This is a genomic window from Leisingera sp. ANG-DT, from assembly GCF_000813785.1.
GTDB lineage: Bacteria > Pseudomonadota > Alphaproteobacteria > Rhodobacterales > Rhodobacteraceae > Leisingera.
The window spans coordinates 626,980-643,282 of record NZ_JWLE01000005.1 but is presented as its reverse complement, the minus strand read 5'-3'; the positions used below and the strand labels follow the sequence as shown (position 1 = coordinate 643,282).

General features: G+C 64.0%; 16 protein-coding genes. 9 read left to right on the top strand and 7 right to left on the bottom strand.

Annotated elements, in window-relative coordinates:
• Nucleotides 1–36 precede the first annotated feature (36 nt).
• Together RA21_RS08375 and RA21_RS08370 are read left to right on the top strand one after the other, a co-directional pair.
• On the top strand, nucleotides 37–435 hold the full coding sequence (locus RA21_RS08375) for an MAPEG family protein (RefSeq protein WP_019295102.1): 399 nt from the start codon (nucleotides 37–39) through the stop codon (nucleotides 433–435).
• Between the two features lie 41 nt (nucleotides 436–476).
• Nucleotides 477–704, top strand: coding sequence for a WGR domain-containing protein (locus tag RA21_RS08370; protein WP_019295103.1), 228 nt, complete (start codon nucleotides 477–479; stop codon nucleotides 702–704).
• 72 nt (nucleotides 705–776) lie between these two features.
• Here RA21_RS08370 and RA21_RS08365 read toward each other — a convergent pair whose 3' ends face one another.
• Nucleotides 777–1,976: a hydantoinase/carbamoylase family amidase gene (locus tag RA21_RS08365; RefSeq protein WP_039147748.1), complete on the bottom strand. Its 1,200-nt coding sequence runs from the start codon at nucleotides 1,974–1,976 to the stop codon at nucleotides 777–779.
• 143 nt (nucleotides 1,977–2,119) lie between these two features.
• On the opposite strand from RA21_RS08365, the gene RA21_RS08360 reads away from it, so the two are divergent.
• From RA21_RS08360 to RA21_RS08340, 5 genes are read left to right on the top strand one after another with little or no spacing between them, the layout of a single operon-like run.
• Complete coding sequence (locus RA21_RS08360; RefSeq protein WP_039147746.1) at nucleotides 2,120–2,770, top strand: histidine phosphatase family protein; 651 nt, start codon at nucleotides 2,120–2,122, stop codon at nucleotides 2,768–2,770.
• A gap of 21 nt (nucleotides 2,771–2,791) precedes the next feature.
• Complete coding sequence (locus RA21_RS08355; RefSeq protein WP_039147744.1) at nucleotides 2,792–3,406, top strand: glutathione S-transferase family protein; 615 nt, start codon at nucleotides 2,792–2,794, stop codon at nucleotides 3,404–3,406.
• An 11-nt stretch (nucleotides 3,407–3,417) separates the two neighbouring features.
• Nucleotides 3,418–4,470 (top strand): saccharopine dehydrogenase, encoded by a 1,053-nt coding sequence (locus RA21_RS08350; RefSeq protein ID WP_039147742.1) that lies wholly within the window; start codon nucleotides 3,418–3,420, stop codon nucleotides 4,468–4,470.
• Nucleotides 4,467–4,733 (top strand): SemiSWEET family sugar transporter, encoded by a 267-nt coding sequence (locus tag RA21_RS08345; RefSeq protein WP_039147740.1) that lies wholly within the window; start codon nucleotides 4,467–4,469, stop codon nucleotides 4,731–4,733. The genes RA21_RS08350 and RA21_RS08345 overlap by 4 nt, the downstream gene beginning before the upstream one ends.
• Nucleotides 4,730–5,872 (top strand): saccharopine dehydrogenase family protein, encoded by a 1,143-nt coding sequence (locus tag RA21_RS08340; RefSeq protein WP_039147739.1) that lies wholly within the window; start codon nucleotides 4,730–4,732, stop codon nucleotides 5,870–5,872. The genes RA21_RS08345 and RA21_RS08340 overlap by 4 nt, the downstream gene beginning before the upstream one ends.
• Nucleotides 5,873–5,941: 69 nt before the next feature.
• Here the strand turns inward: RA21_RS08340 and RA21_RS08335 are convergent, their stop codons facing one another.
• The 4 genes from RA21_RS08335 to mutL all read right to left on the bottom strand — a co-directional run bounded on the left by RA21_RS08335 (nucleotide 5,942) and on the right by mutL (nucleotide 11,018).
• Nucleotides 5,942–6,265 carry a DUF3775 domain-containing protein gene (locus tag RA21_RS08335; RefSeq protein ID WP_039147737.1) on the bottom strand — a complete coding sequence of 108 codons (324 nt, stop codon included), beginning with the start codon at nucleotides 6,263–6,265 and terminating at the stop codon, nucleotides 5,942–5,944.
• Nucleotides 6,266–6,352: 87 nt separating this feature from the next.
• Nucleotides 6,353–7,657 (bottom strand): adenylate/guanylate cyclase domain-containing protein, encoded by a 1,305-nt coding sequence (locus RA21_RS08330; RefSeq protein WP_052257612.1) that lies wholly within the window; start codon nucleotides 7,655–7,657, stop codon nucleotides 6,353–6,355.
• Nucleotides 7,658–9,040, bottom strand: coding sequence for a DNA recombination protein RmuC (gene rmuC / locus RA21_RS08325; RefSeq protein ID WP_039147736.1), 1,383 nt, complete (start codon nucleotides 9,038–9,040; stop codon nucleotides 7,658–7,660).
• 31 nt (nucleotides 9,041–9,071) lie between these two features.
• Entirely contained in the window at nucleotides 9,072–11,018 is a 1,947-nt protein-coding gene (gene mutL / locus RA21_RS08320; protein ID WP_039147734.1) for a DNA mismatch repair endonuclease MutL, read from the bottom strand.
• Between the two features lie 246 nt (nucleotides 11,019–11,264).
• Between mutL and deoC the strand changes: the two genes are divergently transcribed.
• Both deoC and RA21_RS08310 read left to right on the top strand, forming a co-directional pair.
• The gene (gene deoC, locus RA21_RS08315; protein ID WP_039147733.1) at nucleotides 11,265–12,254 is read left to right on the top strand and encodes a deoxyribose-phosphate aldolase; all 990 of its coding nucleotides are present in this window, start codon (nucleotides 11,265–11,267) and stop codon (nucleotides 12,252–12,254) included.
• 11 nt (nucleotides 12,255–12,265) lie between these two features.
• A complete protein-coding gene (locus RA21_RS08310) occupies nucleotides 12,266–14,602 on the top strand; it encodes an aldehyde dehydrogenase family protein (RefSeq protein WP_039147732.1) in 2,337 nt (778 codons plus the stop codon).
• 262 nt (nucleotides 14,603–14,864) lie between these two features.
• Here the strand turns inward: RA21_RS08310 and rpsO are convergent, their stop codons facing one another.
• Both rpsO and RA21_RS08300 read right to left on the bottom strand, forming a co-directional pair.
• Nucleotides 14,865–15,134: a 30S ribosomal protein S15 gene (gene rpsO, locus RA21_RS08305; protein ID WP_019295116.1), complete on the bottom strand. Its 270-nt coding sequence runs from the start codon at nucleotides 15,132–15,134 to the stop codon at nucleotides 14,865–14,867.
• Between the two features lie 165 nt (nucleotides 15,135–15,299).
• Nucleotides 15,300–16,301 carry a calcium-binding protein gene (locus tag RA21_RS08300; protein ID WP_241483485.1) on the bottom strand — a complete coding sequence of 334 codons (1,002 nt, stop codon included), beginning with the start codon at nucleotides 16,299–16,301 and terminating at the stop codon, nucleotides 15,300–15,302.
• Nucleotides 16,302–16,303 lie beyond the last annotated feature (2 nt).

Genomic DNA, 16,303 nt, shown 5'->3' with positions numbered 1-16,303 from the left:
CACTACGCTCCTGTTGATAGACAAAAGGAGCGAAAGATGACGCAGTTGCAGTATTTTACCGCCCTTTCGGGGCTTTGGGTGGCGCTGGCCTGGCTGCCCTATATCCTTGACCGGGTCATGGTCCGCGGGCTGATGGGAGCAATGGCCAATCCCGGCCCCAGCGACCTGCCGCAATCGCTGTGGGCGCAGCGCGCGCACCGGGCGCATATCGTTGGAGTAGAACTATTTGCCGCCTTTGCGCCGCTTTCCGTTCTGGCGATGCTGGTGCTGCCGCCAGAGGATCAGCCCGGCACCTTGGGCCTCAGCTTCTTCCTCGGCATGGCAGCGCATTATGTCGTCTACGCCATCGGCATTCCGGTGCTGCGCACGCTGGCCTTTGCGGTGGCGGCGCTGTCTTCCGCGCTGCTGGGGCTTACGCTGCTGGGCACTGCATAGAGATTCTTGCCCGGGCGAATCACTTGGCATAGAATCACCCCATGGCCACCTGTCTGCTCTACCGCCAAGCCCCCTCGCGCCCGTCGCGGTTCTACCGCATTGAGCTGGCGATGAATCTGTTCTCCGAAGTCTCCGTGCTGCGGGAATGGGGCGTGGCCGGCGGCAACGGGCAAAGCGTGATCAATATCTACGCCAACCTGCGCGAGGCTTCGCTGGCCGCTGACAGGCACCGCAACCGGATGATCAAGCGCGGCTACGGCCGGGCCTGACCCGCGCCGCTCCAGCGGCGCCCGGCCAAACTGTGACGGGCCTCTGACAGGAGGCCGGGAACAGGCGGGAGATCACCCGGCCAGGGCGCGGGCAGCGCGGTCCAGAACTTGCAGCCCCAGCACCAGGTCCTCCTCGTCCGTATCCTCGTCAAAGGCATGACTGATACCGCCAATCGACGGCACAAACAGCATCCCAGCAGGCATAACCGTTGCCAGATTGGCCGCATCATGCAGCGCGCCGGAGGGCATCTTCTGCCACTTGCCGGGTGCCAGAGCCTGCGCTGCCTCGGCCAGTTCCGCCTGAAACCGTGCATCCATCGCCGCCGGTTCTATACCCATCACCGGGCCAAGCTCAGCCTTTACACCTTGATCCGCAGCAATCTCCCGCGCGGTCTCCTTGATGATGCCCTCCATACTTGCCAGCCGACCGGCATCTGCATCCCGCCACTGCATGGAGAACTCCACCCGCCCCGGAACCACGGAGGACGCATTGGGGTGCAGCGCCACATGGCCGATGGTCCAGACCGTGGCGGGTGTCACCACATTCAAAAAACGGCTGTTTAGAGCCGCATTGAAGGAAGACAGCGCCTGGAACGCGTCCCGGCGCAGGTGCATCGGCGTAGTGCCTGCATGGTTCTGCCGGCCCTCAAACGTGATCCGCATATCCCGGATGCCGACAATGTCCGTCACCACCCCGATCCTCAGGCCGGTTTCCTCCAGATAAGGGCCCTGCTCGATATGCATTTCAAGGAACCCGGTGAACCTGTCATGCGGCAGGAAATCCCCGGCCAGATCCGCCATCTGCGCCCGCATGTCCGCAAGGCTGTTGCCCTGAGTGTCAGCAAACCCGTCCGCCTCTTCCAGTTCCAGCTTGCCGGTCCAGACATCAGAGCCGGTCAGCACCCCGAACCGCCCCTCTTCATCCTGGAAGCTGACGCAGGAAATGGGCGGCCCGCCATCCTCCTTGGCGGCGCGGGCAACCTCAAGCCCGGCAATCACGCCCAGCGCGCCGTCCAGCCAGCCGCCTTCGGGCTGGGTGTCACTATGCGACCCCAGCAGCAGGCTCTTCCCGGCCGCCAGTCCGAAAAGGTTGCCGAGCGGGTCGAAATGCGGCTCTAACCCGGCGCCTTTAATACGTTCCGCCAACCATTTGCGCGCGGCGATGTCAGCGTCCGAGTAGGCCTGCCGCACCACGCCCTTGCCCGCACCTGACGCGCCAAAGCTGCGCAGCTTATGCAGGTCATCAAGAAATCTCTGAGGATCAAGGGGCATGGCAAGTCTCCAATCTGGCAGATGCACCCTGCGCCATGTCTTTCGCGCCTACAATGAATTTGGCAGACGCAGTTTCAAGCCGCCCTTCCCTCTGCCTGCAAGCTCCCCTAAGACTCCCCCGGTAACAACGGAGCCGCTGCCCCATGTCCCACATCACGCTGATCCGCCACGGCCAGGCCAACACCCAGGCCCGCGACGAGGCCAGCTATGACCGGCTCAGCGATCTGGGCCACCAGCAGGCGGCCTGGCTGGGCGACCACCTGCGGGCCAGCGGCAGCCATCATCCGCGTGTCTATTGCGGTACTCTGACCCGCCATATCGAGACCGCAGCCTCAATGGGCTTTGCAGAACCGGTACAGGACGCGCGGCTGAACGAAATGGAGTACTTCACCCTCGCCGAGGCAATGCGCGATCAGCACGGGTTGCCCATTCCGGAAGAGCGTGAGGGGTTTGTCGACCATCTGCCAAAGGTCTTCGCCGCCTGGGCAGCCGGCGACATTGCAGAGCCTTACGAGAGCTGGTCGCAATTCGAAACCCGCACCCGCCAAGCGCTGGAAGAGATCGCCGTAGGCGACGGCCCGGCCTTGGTGGTGACGTCTGGCGGGCTGATCTCCATGGCAATGCGGCAGGCGTTGGGGCTGGACACCGCAGGCATGGCCCGGATTGCCCTGGCGGTGATGAACACCTCCATGCACCGGCTGTTCCCCATCGGCGGCCACTGGAGCCCGGTTTTGTTCAATGCGGTGCCGCATCTGGAAGCGCCGGACCGGCATTTTGCCCAGACACATCTCTGAGACATAAACGGGAGGGACGACATGCAGCTCTACTATGCCCCCAATACCATCTCGGTGGCCGTCGCCATCGCGCTTGAAGAAGCCGGAATAGACTATGAGGCGGTCAAGATCGACTTTGCCGCCAAGGAACAGACCGGTGCGGCCTATGCCCAGATCAACCCCAAGGGCCGGGTGCCTGCGCTGGCGGTCGAGGGCGGCATCCTGACAGAAACCGGCGCGCTGCTGGAGTACATCGCTGACATGGCTCCGGAGGCGGGCTTGCGGCCGCAGGACCCGGTTCTGCTGGCACGGATGCGCGAGGTGATGTTTTACCTCGCCTCCACCATGCATGTGAACCACGCGCACCGCTTGCGCGGCGCCCGCTGGGCCAAGGAACGGACCAGCTGGAAGGACATGCAGAAGATGGTGCCGCAGACCATGACGGCCTCCTGCGAATACCTCAGCCAGTTTGGCCTGCGCGGGCCATTTGTGCTGGGGGACGAGGTCAGCCTCGCCGATTGCTACCTTTACGTGGTTTGCACATGGCTGGAAGGTGACGGGGTGAGCGTGGCAGACTTCCCGAAAATCCAGAACTTCATGACGGCAATGGAACAGCGCGAGTCTGTACGCGCGGTCTATGCCAAGGGAATGCTTTGAAGGACATGACAATGACGCATCTGTGGGTACGGGCCGAGCAGCGCCCCAACGAAGACCGGGTGGGCCTGACGCCCGAAGGCGCCAAGGCTCTGCAGGCCGCAGGCATCAAGGTCACGGTCGAAGAAAGTTCTGTCCGGGCAATCCCGCTGCAGGGCTATGTCGATGCTGGCTGCGAAATCGTGCCAGAAAACTCCTGGCCCGGCGCGCCTGCAGACGCGATCATCTTTGGCCTGAAGGAATTGCCCGAGGACGGCACCCGGCTGCCGCACCGCCACATCATGTTCGGCCATGCCTTCAAGGGCCAGCACTCCGGCAAGGCTTTGCTGGAGCGGTTCAAGTCCGGCGGCGGCACGCTTTATGATCTGGAATACCTGGTCGACGAGACCGGCCGCCGGGTTGCCGCCTTTGGCTACTGGGCGGGCTATGCCGGCGCCGCGGTGACGCTGAAAGCCTGGGCCGCGCAGCAGCGCGGAGAACTCTGCGGCCCGGTTGGTGTCTACGGCGGCAAGGATGCCTTGCTGGCAGACTTGGGCGCGGAGCTTGACGCCCTGAACATGGACCGCCCCACCGCGATCGTGATCGGCGCGCTTGGCCGGGTCGGCACCGGTGCGGCCGACCTCTGCGAGGCGATGGGAGTCGCTGTCACCAAATGGGACATGGCGGAAACCGCCAGCGGCGGCCCGTTCCCGGAGATCCTGGCCCATGACCTGTTCCTGAACTGTATCTTCGCACGTCCGGGCACCCCGGTCTTTGTCCCGCGAGAGGCCCTGACGGCGGACCGCAAGCTGACCGCCATCGGCGATGTCGCCTGTGACCCGGACAGCGATTACAACCCGGTGCCGGTCTATGACCGCGCAACCACCTGGGAGGCCCCAGCACTGCGCGTTGCCGAAAACCCGATGCTCGACGTGATGGCAATCGACAATCTGCCGTCGATGCTGCCGGTGGAGAGCTCCCAGGATTACGCAGCTCAGCTGCTGCCCTCGCTACTGACGCTAACCGATCTGGATAGCGGCGTGTGGGGCCGGGCCAAGGCCACATTCCTGGAGCACTTGCCCCAATGAACGCGACATACATCGGATTTCTGGCGGCCCTCCTCGGCACCATCTGCTGGCTGCCGCAGGCCTGGAAAGCCTGGGCAACCCGGGACACCGCCGGTCTATCGCTGCCCGCAAACATGATGTTTCTCGGAACCGTCAGCCTGTGGTTGATCTATGGGCTTTTGGTGGGCGATGCGCCCATCATTCTTGCCAATGCCTGCACCATCGTCATTGTTCTGGCGATCATCGCAGCGATCCTGAAATACAAGAAAGGGACTGACACATGACTATTCACTGGTGCGGCACCGGCCTGTCGGCAATCCCCGGCTTGCGCCGTCTGCTGGAAGCGGGCCATGACGTGGCGGTCTGGAACCGGACCACCGACAAGGCGCGCGAGGCCGTGGGCGACCTGACCACCAACATTCACGCCTTCAGCATCGCCAACCTGGGCCAGATGCTGAGCCCCAAGGACGTCATCGTCTCGATGCTGCCCGGCGACTGGCATGTGCCGCTGGCGGAGCTGGCCATCGAGCACGGCGCGCATTTCGTCTCCTCCTCCTACATCGCGCCGGAAATGCGGGCGCTGGACCAGAAGGCCAAGGATGCGGGCGTCTGCCTGATCAACGAGGTTGGCCTGGATCCGGGTATCGACCATCTGATGGCCCATGCGCTGGTCGCGGATTACAAGGCCTCCGATGCCTTCGACCCGGCTAACGAGATCAGCTTCATCTCCTACTGCGGCGGCATCCCCAAGACCCCGAACCCATTCCGTTACAAATTCAGCTGGTCGCCGCTTGGCGTGCTGAAGGCGCTGCGCTCGCCGTCGAAGTCGATCCGCGATTTCAAGGAACTGGATGTCGCCCGCCCGTGGGATGCGATCTCCTCGTATGAGGCACCGCTGCCCGCCCCCGAAAGCTTCGAGGTCTACCCGAACCGCGACTCGATCCCCTTCATGGGCCAGTACGAATTCGGCGAAGACTGGAAGGTGAAGGAATTTGTCCGCGGCACCCTGCGCCTCAACGGCTGGGCAGATGCCTGGGCGGATGTATTCAAGGAAGTCGAGACCCTCTCCGGTACCGAAGGCGACGCCCGGCTCAAGGAAATGTCGGACCAGTTCTGGGCCGAGAACGCCTATGACGAGGGCGAACCGGACAGGGTGGTGCTGTGTGTCGGCCTGAAGGCCGAGAAAGACGGTGCTGAGGTCTGGCACAAGACCTATGTCATGGACGCCTGGGGTGACGCGCGCGGCACCGCCATGGCGCGTCTGGTGTCCTACCCGGTGTCCTTCGCCATTGAGGCCGCTATGAACGGCAAGATCGCCGCCGGCGTCCACGCCGCGCCCAGCGACCCTGCCCTGGTTGAAAAGTGGATGGCCGCGATCGGCAAACTGGCCCAACACCTCGAAATCGTTGACAGCAAAGCCTGATAGCAGATTGAAAGAACCAAGGGCGCCCGGTTGCGGCGCCCTTTTTCATTGCGAACCGGTGCAGCGGCTTCAGCGGCCGATCACGTCATCCTCGACATCGTTCACATCGATCCCCAGCGCCTCCAGACCGGCCTCGAGATTGTCAGCGAGATGCGGCGTGCCAAGCAGATAGTCCACGGTCGGAGTGGTCGCTTCTTGCCGGGCGGTATAGATCGCCTCTGCCAGCTCCTCCGGTTCGAAACTGCCGCGGCCGACCCACATGATGCCGACCAGTTCCGATTGCTGGTCCTCGCTCATCCGGTCGATGAAGGCACGCAGCTCGCCTTCAGCCCGGTCCAGCTCCCGGGCCATCATCGCCACCTGTGCCACCTTGCGGACTGAGATCTCCAGCATTGCTCCATTCCTTCTGTTCGCTGCCTCAGCATATCAAACCGCAGGCAAAACGCCTAAGTCTTTGATCTGAGGCAAATGGAGCGGTGGCTAACCTTGAGCCTTGCCGAAGAGCGCGAGTCCCTTGCTGCGTCCGCGCAAGACCTCCTCCGGCAGAGAAGCCCAGCCCTCTTGCGCTGGCTCTGTGCCAGCAGCTTGGAGCAAGTCCGCTGACGCAATCACGGCCATGCCCTGCGCCTTGGTCAGCTGCTCCAGCCGCGCGGCGGTGTTCACCGTGTCGCCAAATACCGAGTACTCCAACCGCTCTGGCGTTCCGGTCACCCCCGAAAACACCTCTCCCCAGTGCAGCCCGATCCCAACACCCAGGCCGGCATCCCCTGCCTGGTCCCGAGTGTGACGCCAGTCCTTCATTTGCGCCAATAGCCCCTCGGAGCACTCCAGCGCCCGGGCCGCAGCGCGCTCGCCTTCGAACAGGATCATCGCCGCATCGCCGATGTATTTGTCGATCAAACCTCCAGTCAGGGCCGACACCTCTTCCACCCGGGTCCTGAACTCCGTAATCAGGCGGCTTACCTCCTGCGGCTCTCGCCCCTCGCACCAGGTGGTGAACCCGCGGATGTCAATGAACAGTATCGCCATTTTTTGCTGCCGGCCTGCCTGCATCTCCGCCAGCCCGCCGCCCGCAAGGCGGTCTGCCAGCTGCGCCGGCAGGTAGCGGGTCAGGTTTGCTTTCTGACGGGCTTCGTCGAGTGAGCGATGCAAAAGCCCGCGCATCCGCAGCGCAGCCACCACCAGAACACCGCCTGCCAGGCACAGCATGACCAGGCGCATGAAGTTGGGCGGCGAGTCCAAGGTGAGCCTGATCCTTTCTATCAGGTCCGGTGCAGCTTCCGGCGGCTGCCACAGGATCATCCAGCCAAACCCGGCCGCAATCAGCAGCAGCATCACGGCCAGCCGCAATGGGTTCAGCCTGAGGACGCCAAAGGCCAGCACGACAGGGGCCATCCACACGGCTGGCATGGCAAAGACCGCCCCGCCCGGCACGCCGGTGTTCAGCAGCGACAAAAAGGTGTTCAGCAGCAGAAAGGCGCAATCGGCAAATACCGCCAACCAGATCATCCAGGGCTTGAACAACTGTTTGCTGATCGCCCAATAGATCAGCACGCCCACCGCCAGGTAAGATAACATGGTGGCTGTTGCCAGCCCGACCTGACGCCGCAAATGCGGTTCCTCAATCACCCGAACGGCCTCAATGGCCAGCACCATCGCCAGCATAAGGCCCAGCGCCACAGCAATCCGCAAAAGCGCAACGATGCGTTCCGCTTCAACTTCCGCTGCGCGCAACAGGGCTGTTTCCTGCGGCTTCAGAGCCTTCAGCGCCGGCAGCAGCTGCATCTACTCTTCCGCCAGAAGCGCCACCTGGCGCGGCTCGACCTCCACCTGGCCGGGATCCTCCAGTTCAGCCCCGTTGGCGACGACGCCCATCGCCTCGAACCGGCGGGCCGAGGGCAGCACCCGGGCTTCCAGCGAGCCAACCGCCTTGTTGTAGTTGTTGACCGAGGACGACAGCGAGCGCCCGACCGAGGCCAGGTTCTTGGAGAAAGTCGCCAGCCGGTCGTAAAGCTCCTTGGCGGTCTTCTGCACTTCAACAGCGTTCTCCGCCATCTTCTCCTGCTGCCAGCCGTAAGCAATCGATTTGACCAAAGCCATCAGCGTGGTCGGAGTGGCGATCAGAACTTTGTTTTCGAAAGCATATTCGATCAGGCCTGGGTCCGCTTCCGCCGCAGCCGAGACAAAGGTTTCGCCGGGGATGAACATCACCACGAAATCCGGCGTCTCGCCCAGTGCGCTTTGATAGGACTTGGAGGCCAGCTGCCGCACATGGGTCTTCACATGGTTTGCGTGGCGGGCAAGTGCCGCCTGCTGAGCGTCGGGCGTCTCCGCCTCCAGCGCATCCAGATAGGCCTCCAGTGGGGTCTTCGCGTCCACCACGATGCTCTTGCCGCCGGGAATGCGCACCACCGCATCAGGCCGGCGCAGGCCCTCGTCGGTGCCGACGCTTTTTTCCAGCTCGTAATCCACATGCTCAGCCATGCCGGCCATCTCGAACACCTGCCGCAGCTGCATCTCGCCCCAGCGGCCGCGGGTCTTGGGCGCGCGCAAGGCCTGCACCAGCTTGCGGGTCTCGCCACCCAGCGCAGCCTGGCCTTCGGCCAGATGCTTCACCTGAGTCTGGATCGCGCCATAGGCCTCATTGCGGGCCTGTTCGATCTCCTTGATCCGTTCACCGAACTGGCCCAGCTTCTGGTCCAGCGGCTTCACCAGATTTTCGATCGCGGTGTGGCGCTTGGCCAGATCCTCATCCGCTGTCTTGCTGTGGGCCTGAAACCGTTCGCTGACCAGGCTCAGGAAGCTTTCGGAGTTCTGCTTCAAAACGCCCGAAGCCAGCGAGGCAAACTTGTGCTCAATCTGCTGGTTCATGTGCTGCAGTTCTTCCAGCCGCGCGGCGTGCTCTGCCTTCAGCGCCTGCACCTGCGCCTCGGCCTGATAGCGGCCAGCGCGCTCATTCTCATGCACGCGGCGCAGGGTGGCCAGCTCGTCCGTCAATTCCGGCAGCCGGGTCGCTTCTGCCTTCAGCCCGGCAATATGGCTGCGCTGATCTGCGTTCGCCTGCTCCAGCTGCCGCACCGTGCTGCGCAGCCGCAGCCCTGCCAGCGCCAGAAGCGCGGCCAATCCGGCCAGCGCGTAGATCGCCCATTGGGCCTGTTCCAGTGTCACTGCTCGTCCTCCCTTAAACGGGGGTTCTTGTTCATGTGCGCCCGAACAGGCGCTCGATATCTGCCAGTTTCAATTCCACATAGGTCGGGCGGCCATGGTTGCACTGGCCGGAATGGGGCGTTGCCTCCATTTCCCGCAGCAGCGCATTCATCTCCTCCCCCCGCATCCGGCGGCCGGAGCGGATCGAGCCATGGCAGGCCACCCGGCTCAGGATCGCCTCGACGCGCGCCTGCACCAGCTGGCTTTCGCCTTGGTCCGACAGCTCATCCAGGATGTCCTTGATCATCGCCTCGGCATTCACTTCGCCGAGGATCGCCGGGGTTTCCCGCACCGCAATGGCATTGCCACCGAAGGCCTCAATGCCAAGGCCAAATTTCGCCAGCTCATCCGCCACACCCAAAAGGCAGGCGCAATCATTGTCGCTCAGCTCAACGATCTCCGGGATCAGCAGCGCCTGTGCGGCGACGCCATTCTCCGCCATCTGACGTTTCAGCTTCTCATAGACCAGCCGCTCATGCGCGGCGTGCTGGTCGACAATCACCATGCCGTCGGCGGTCTGGGCGATGATGTAGTTCTCGTGCACCTGGCCGCGCGCCGCACCCAGCGGCAGAGCCTCGGCCCCGGGCGCGGTGGCCTCGGGCGCATCCGCAGGCTGAACCGGGGCCATCGGGACCTCCGGGGTTTCAGTCACTTGGCCGCTGTAGGCGCCAGCCAGCTCTGCAAAGCCCGGAGACGCCGGCGGCTGGTAGGCGGGTGCGGGCGCAAAGCTCTCCGGCTGCTGCGCCGCATAGGATGCCGTCCGCGCACCGTAAGAGGGCCGGTCCATCTGATAGATCCTTGGCGCACCGTTCGCCGTGGGCTGCTCCGCCTTCATCGCGCCCAGCGTGGCGCCTGCCACAGTGGTTGAAGCCCGGTGACCGGCTTCTGCCAGTGCATGGCGCAGGGAGGAGACGATCAGCCCACGCGCAAGGCCGGGGTCGCGGAACCGGACTTCGGATTTCGCAGGATGCACGTTCACGTCCACCAGCTGCGGGTCGCAATCAATGAACAGCGCCGCCGCCGGATGCCGGTCACGGCTGAGGAAATCGAAATAGGCTGCCCTGAGCGCCCCGGTTAGCATCTTGTCCTTCACCGGCCGAGTGTTCACAAACAGGAACTGCGCCACCGCCGCGCCGCGGGAATAGGTCGGCAGCGCCGCATAGCCATAAAGCCGGATACCCTCGCGGGTGGCGTCGATCTTCAGCGCGTTCTCGGCAAACTCGCGCCCCAGCACCGAGGCCAGCCGCCCGTGCAGCGCATCGAACAGGTCGCCTGACAACGGATCGGCGCGGAAGGTGACCCGGCCCTCTCCACCACCGGAGACATCGCGCAAGGTGAAGCCCACCGAAGGCTCTGCCATCGCCAGACGCTTTACCGTGTCCCCGATCGCCTGCGCCTCGGCCCGGTCGGTGCGCATGAATTTGAGCCTTGCTGGCGTCGCAAAGAACAGGTCGCGCAGCTCAACAATGGTGCCCGCCCGCAAGGCTGCCGGCTTCACCGGCTCCTGCTTGCCGCCCGACACCCGGATCTGCGCCGCCTCATGGCCCTCGGCCCGGCTGGTGATGGTCAGCCGCCCGACAGCACCCAGAGAGGGCAGCGCCTCGCCCCGGAAGCCGAAGGTGTGGATGTTCAGCAGGTCAGAGCCGTCGATCTTGGATGTCGCATGGCGGCTCAGCGCCAGCGGCAGGTCCTCCGGTGTCATGCCGCAGCCGTCATCCGTTACCCGGATCAGCGTCTTGCCGCCATCTGCAATCTCCACCGTGATGCGGGTGGCACCCGCGTCAATGGCGTTTTCTACCAGTTCTTTCACGGCGGAGGCGGGGCGTTCCACCACCTCGCCCGCGGCAATCCGGTTGATGGCGCTATCGTCCAGCTGACGGATGATTGGCCGGACGTTTGAGGCGGTATTTTCGCCGATATGGGGTTTTGCACTGCTCATACCCCTAAATTTAGCATGTATGACCGATTCTGCCACCGGAATGCACTGCAGCCCCGCAGCAGTAGCGCAAAAGAGGATTACTGCCGCCACCCGGCACTGGCCAAGCAGCATTCCGCGCGGCCACTGGCCCTGCCCCTTGCATTTTTTGTCCATTTAGTCAAAAAACATGCCCGTCTGCGAGGCCGCTCGCTTGCCAATATGCCGCACCCGTGCGATTTTCGCACGGAACTCTTCCGAGGAATTCCAATGGATAGCCAAACCGCTGAACGAAGCGCGCAGCTGCCGCAGCTGGCAGAGCCGCGCAATCCGGGCATGGAGCTGGACCTGGACTGGGTCGCAGCCGTGCAGGCCAACACGTCGGCCATCGAACGCCGCTGCGCCACCCTGCCGGGCCGCCGCAGTGTCAAGAAGGACCACCAGGCCGCCTGGCTCTTGAAGGCGATCAGCCTGATCGACCTCACCACCCTGTCCGGTGATGACACCGAGGGCCGGGTGCGCCGTCTGTGCGCCAAAGCGCGCCAACCGGTCAGCGCGGGACTTTTGCGCACGCTGGGAATGGAGGGCCTCACCACTGGCGCAGTCTGCGTCTACCACGACATGATCCCGACCGCGGTCAAGGCGCTGGAAGGCACCGGCATCCCGGTTGCCGCGGTTTCCACCGGCTTCCCGGCCGGCCTGTCGCCGTTCCATCTGCGGGTCGCGGAGATCGAGGAAAGCGTCAAGGACGGCGCCGAGGAGATCGACATCGTGATCACCCGCCGTCATGTGCTGCAGGGCAACTGGCAGGCGCTGTACGACGAGATGAAAGCCTTCCGCCAGGCCTGCGGCGACGCCCATGTGAAAGCGATCCTGGCTACCGGCGAGCTAGGCAGCTTGCGCAACGTGGCGCGCGCCTCGCTGGTCTGCATGATGGCTGGCGCCGATTTCATCAAAACCTCCACCGGCAAGGAAAGCATCAACGCCACCCTGCCGGTGTCGCTGGTTATGATCCGCGCCATCCGCGACTATTACGACCGCACCGGCTACCGCGTCGGCTACAAGCCGGCAGGCGGTATTTCCAAGGCCAAGGATTCCCTGGTCTATCTGGCGCTGATGAAAGATGAGCTGGGCGACCGCTGGCTGCAGCCCGACCTTTTCCGCTTTGGCGCCTCCTCGCTGCTGGGCGATATCGAGCGCCAGCTGGAACACTATGTCACCGGGGCATACTCCGCCGGCTACCGCCACTCCATGGGCTGAGGGCTGAACAGATGACCATCAAAGAGATTTTCGACACCATGGAATACGGTCCCGCCCCCGAAAGCGCTGCCGAGGCACTGGCCTGGCTGGTTGATCAGGGCAGCCGGTTCGGCCATTTCATCAACGGTGAGTTCACCGCCCCCGGCGACGGCTTTGACAGTAAGAATCCAGCCACCGGCGAAGTGCTGGCGACACTGACGCAAGCAACGCAAGCGGATGTGGATGCGGCGGTTGCGGCCGCACGCAAGGCGCAGGGCGGCTGGGCCGGTCTGGGTGGCGCAGGCCGCGCCAAGTATCTTTATGCCATCGCGCGCCTGCTGCAAAAGCACGCCCGCCTGTTTGCGGTCCTGGAAACCCTGGACAACGGCAAGCCGATCCGTGAGAGCCGCGACATCGACATCCCGCTGGCGCAGCGGCATTTCTACTATCACGCCGGCATGGCCCAGCTAATGGACAGCGAATTGCCGGATGCCGAGGCCCTCGGTGTCTGCGGCCAGATCATTCCGTGGAACTTCCCGCTGCTAATGCTGGCGTGGAAAATCGCTCCGGCCATTGCCATGGGCAATACCGTGGTGCTGAAGCCTGCGGAATATACATCGCTGACTGCGCTGCTGTTTGCGGACATCTGCCGCCAGGCAGGCCTGCCCAAGGGTGTGGTGAACATCGTCACCGGCGACGGAGCTGTGGGCGAGATGATCACCGCAGCCGAAGTGGACAAAATCGCCTTCACCGGTTCCACCTCCGTTGGCCGCAGGATCCGCGAAGCCACTGCAGGCAGCGGCAAGGCGCTGACGCTGGAGCTGGGCGGCAAGTCGCCCTACATCGTGTTTGACGACGCTGACATCGATTCCGCCATCGAAGGTCTGGTGGATGCAATCTGGTTCAACCAGGGCCAGGTCTGCTGCGCAGGCTCGCGCCTGCTGGTCCAGGAAGGCATCGCGGAGCGTTTCCACAACAAGCTGAAGGCCCGCATGGACGGGCTGCGTGTCGGCAATCCGCTGGATAAATGCATCGACGTGGGCGCCGTGGTGGACCCGGTGCAGCTCGACACCATCAGCAGCATGGTTGCGGCCAATACTGCCGGCAGCATGCACCAGGCGCAGGTCGAGATGCCCGCAGGCGGCTGTTTCTATCCGCCGACCCTGATCGAGGGGCTGTCGCCCGCCGATCCGCTGATGCAGGAGGAGATCTTTGGCCCGGTGCTGGTCTCCTGCACTTTCCGCACCCCGGCGGAAGCCGTGGAGCTGGCCAACAACACCCGCTATGGCCTCGCAGCAACTGTCTGGACCGAGAACGTGAACCTGGCCCTCGACATGGCACCGCAACTGGCGGTCGGCGTGGTCTGGGTCAACGGCACCAACATGTTCGACGCCGCTGCCGGTTTCGGTGGCGTGCGCGAAAGCGGCTTCGGACGCGAAGGCGGCTGGGAGGGGCTTGCCGCCTACACTCGCCCGAGGACCAAGGCCAAGCAATTGGCCAAAGTCGAGGCGTTTGCTGGCAATGGCGCCCCCGTGGACCCGCTGGACCGCACTGCCAAGCTGTATGTTGGCGGCAAGCAGGCGCGCCCGGATGGCGGCTACAGCCAGGCCGTCCACGGCAAGTCCGGCGCACTTCTGGGCCACGTTGGCCTTGCCAACCGCAAGGACGTGCGCAACGCGGTTGAGGCTGCGGCGGGCGCCGGCAAGTGGTCCAAGACCACCGGTCACTTGCGGGCGCAGATCCTCTATTACATCGGCGAAAACCTCTCGGCCCGCGCAGAAGAGTTCGCGGCCCGCATCGACGCGATGACCGGCAAGAAGGGCGGCACGGCAGAGGTCGAAGCCTCGATCCAGCGCCTGTTCTCCGCTGCGGCCTGGGCCGACAAATACGACGGCCAGGTGCATGGCGTGCCGATCCGCGGCGTGGCGCTGGCAATGAAAGAGCCGGTGGGCGTGATCGGCGCGCTCTGCGCGGATGAGGCGCCGCTGCTGGGTCTGGTCTCGGTGATGGCGCCAGCCATTGCCATGGGCAACCGGGTGGTGCTGGCGGCCTCCGAGCCGTTCCCGCTGGCGGCAACCGATTTCTACCAGGTTCTGGACACCTCGGACGTGCCCGGCGGTGTGGTCAACATCCTGACCGGCAGCCATGCGGAGCTGGCGAAACCGATGGCGTCGCATCTGAATGTCGACGCGGTCTGGAGTTTCTCGTCTTCCGACCTGTCTGCTGGGATCGAGACCGCGTCTGCGGGCAACCTCAAACGCACCTGGGTCAACAACGGCACTGCAACCGACTGGACACAGGACCAGACGAAGCGGTTCCTGCAGGAAGCCACTGAGGTGAAGAACATCTGGGTTCCTTACGGCGAGTAAGCCCCTTCGGCATCCTGCAAAACAATACGCCGCTCCAACCGGGGCGGCGTTTCTTTTCATGCCCTCCCTGGTCTGCAAGTATCTGCCTTGCGGCGGACCGCACCCGCCCGTGCGCAGCACGGGCCATGCCCATGGCCAAAGGCTGCCCGGCGCCGCCGGGGAGCCAGCGGACGCGGGAGCACTTCGCGGCTTGACGCCTCTAGAAGAAAAGAAAACGCCCGCTCCTTTCGGAACGGGCGCAGAAAATCCGGATAAGCGCGGATTAGCGGCGGATGCCCAGACGCTTGATCAGGTCCTGGTAACGGGCCTCATCCTTGCCTTTGGTGTAGTCCAGCAGCTTGCGGCGCTGAGCAACCATTTTCAGGAGGCCACGGCGGCCGTGGTTGTCCTTCTTGTGGGTTTTGAAGTGCTCAGTCAGGGTGTTGATGCGCGAGGTCAGGATTGCAACCTGGACTTCCGGGGAACCGGTGTCGCCTTCTTTGGTTGCGAATTCTTTCATCAGGCGCGCTTTTTCTTCCGCAGTGATCGACATCGGGGTCTCCTTCATAAGGTTAGAGTGGATGGCTCAGGCCGGGATGTCGTCCAGCACAGGCCCGTGGAGAAATCCGCCGCAGAATCGCGGCAGATGCGGGCGTATATGATGTTTCCGCTGCAAAGGCAAAGATTATGTGCCTGGTGCAGGGATGCAGGCATCTGGCTATTGCGGCAGCATCCCCACAGCCGCCGCTGAATCCGTGTCAATCAGCACCAGATCCGCCGCGGTCAGCGCCCCGGCGCCAGACACCCGCAGGGCCGGTTCCCCATCCACCAGTATCAGCTGCTCATCTTCCGCGCCCGGATTTTGCTGCACCTCGACCGAGGGTTCCGCGCCGCTCTCAATATCCCAGACCAGAACCAGCTGATCCTCTGCAGCAACATAATCCATCAGTTGAACGGCCTCTGCCGTGCCGGTCCAGTTGCCTGCAGTAAACTGGTCCGCGCCTGCGCCGCCGGTCAGCACGTCGCCAGCCCCGGCAATCAGCGTGTCGTCGCCGCCGCCGCCGTTTACAAAGTCCTGCTCAGTGCCATCCCCGGCGCCGGATACCACGTCATCGCCAGCACCGCCAAACAGCACGTCTTCGCCGCCACCGCCCGTCAGGCTATCATCACCATCATTGCCATGCAGCGAATCCGCCCCTTCGCCGCCCTCCAGCCAGTCGCCGTCCTGACCGCCGTGCAGCACATCATTGCCGCTGCCGCCAAGCAGGCTGTCTGCTCCAAAATGCCCGTACAGCCTGTCAGCCCCCTCGCCGCCGTCCAGAGCATCGGCGCCGTCCTCGCCATGCAGCAGGTCGTTCCCGGAGCCGCCATACAGGCTGTCGTCTCCGGCGTCGCCATGCAGCACATCATTGCCCGCGCCGCCGTCCAGCCAGTCGTCGCCGCCATAGCCTGCGATCTGATCGTCTCCGCTGCCGCCGCTGATGCTGTCAGGCAAGCCGCTGCCCGCCAGCACGTCTCCGCCATCCGTGCCGGTCACAGTTTCGCTGCTACTGGCGCCGGACACTGTATCCCCGCCGCCGCTGTCTGCCGCCGCTTCGCCGCTGGGCTCGATGTAGCCGCCGTCCAAACCGTCATCTTCGGCTTCCGGACCAGAGGAAGCACCGCTGCCCTCTTCCTCCTCTGCGGAGGTGTCCGCCAGAACCGCTCCGCCTACTGCCATCA

What these genes read in the sequence shown, in the direction of transcription:
- RA21_RS08375 (WP_019295102.1), top strand. Translation starts at nt 37, where the DNA reads ATGACGCAGTTGCAGTATTTTACCGCCCTTTCGGGGCTTTGGGTGGCG.
- RA21_RS08370 (WP_019295103.1), top strand. Translation starts at nt 477, where the DNA reads ATGGCCACCTGTCTGCTCTACCGCCAAGCCCCCTCGCGCCCGTCGCGG.
- RA21_RS08365 (WP_039147748.1), bottom strand. Translation starts at nt 1,976, where the DNA reads ATGCCCCTTGATCCTCAGAGATTTCTTGATGACCTGCATAAGCTGCGC.
- RA21_RS08360 (WP_039147746.1), top strand. Translation starts at nt 2,120, where the DNA reads ATGTCCCACATCACGCTGATCCGCCACGGCCAGGCCAACACCCAGGCC.
- RA21_RS08355 (WP_039147744.1), top strand. Translation starts at nt 2,792, where the DNA reads ATGCAGCTCTACTATGCCCCCAATACCATCTCGGTGGCCGTCGCCATC.
- RA21_RS08350 (WP_039147742.1), top strand. Translation starts at nt 3,418, where the DNA reads ATGACGCATCTGTGGGTACGGGCCGAGCAGCGCCCCAACGAAGACCGG.
- RA21_RS08345 (WP_039147740.1), top strand. Translation starts at nt 4,467, where the DNA reads ATGAACGCGACATACATCGGATTTCTGGCGGCCCTCCTCGGCACCATC.
- RA21_RS08340 (WP_039147739.1), top strand. Translation starts at nt 4,730, where the DNA reads ATGACTATTCACTGGTGCGGCACCGGCCTGTCGGCAATCCCCGGCTTG.
- RA21_RS08335 (WP_039147737.1), bottom strand. Translation starts at nt 6,265, where the DNA reads ATGCTGGAGATCTCAGTCCGCAAGGTGGCACAGGTGGCGATGATGGCC.
- RA21_RS08330 (WP_052257612.1), bottom strand. Translation starts at nt 7,657, where the DNA reads ATGCAGCTGCTGCCGGCGCTGAAGGCTCTGAAGCCGCAGGAAACAGCC.
- mutL (WP_039147734.1), bottom strand. Translation starts at nt 11,018, where the DNA reads ATGAGCAGTGCAAAACCCCATATCGGCGAAAATACCGCCTCAAACGTC.
- deoC (WP_039147733.1), top strand. Translation starts at nt 11,265, where the DNA reads ATGGATAGCCAAACCGCTGAACGAAGCGCGCAGCTGCCGCAGCTGGCA.
- RA21_RS08310 (WP_039147732.1), top strand. Translation starts at nt 12,266, where the DNA reads ATGACCATCAAAGAGATTTTCGACACCATGGAATACGGTCCCGCCCCC.
- rpsO (WP_019295116.1), bottom strand. Translation starts at nt 15,134, where the DNA reads ATGTCGATCACTGCGGAAGAAAAAGCGCGCCTGATGAAAGAATTCGCA.
- RA21_RS08300 (WP_241483485.1), bottom strand. Translation starts at nt 16,301, where the DNA reads ATGGCAGTAGGCGGAGCGGTTCTGGCGGACACCTCCGCAGAGGAGGAA.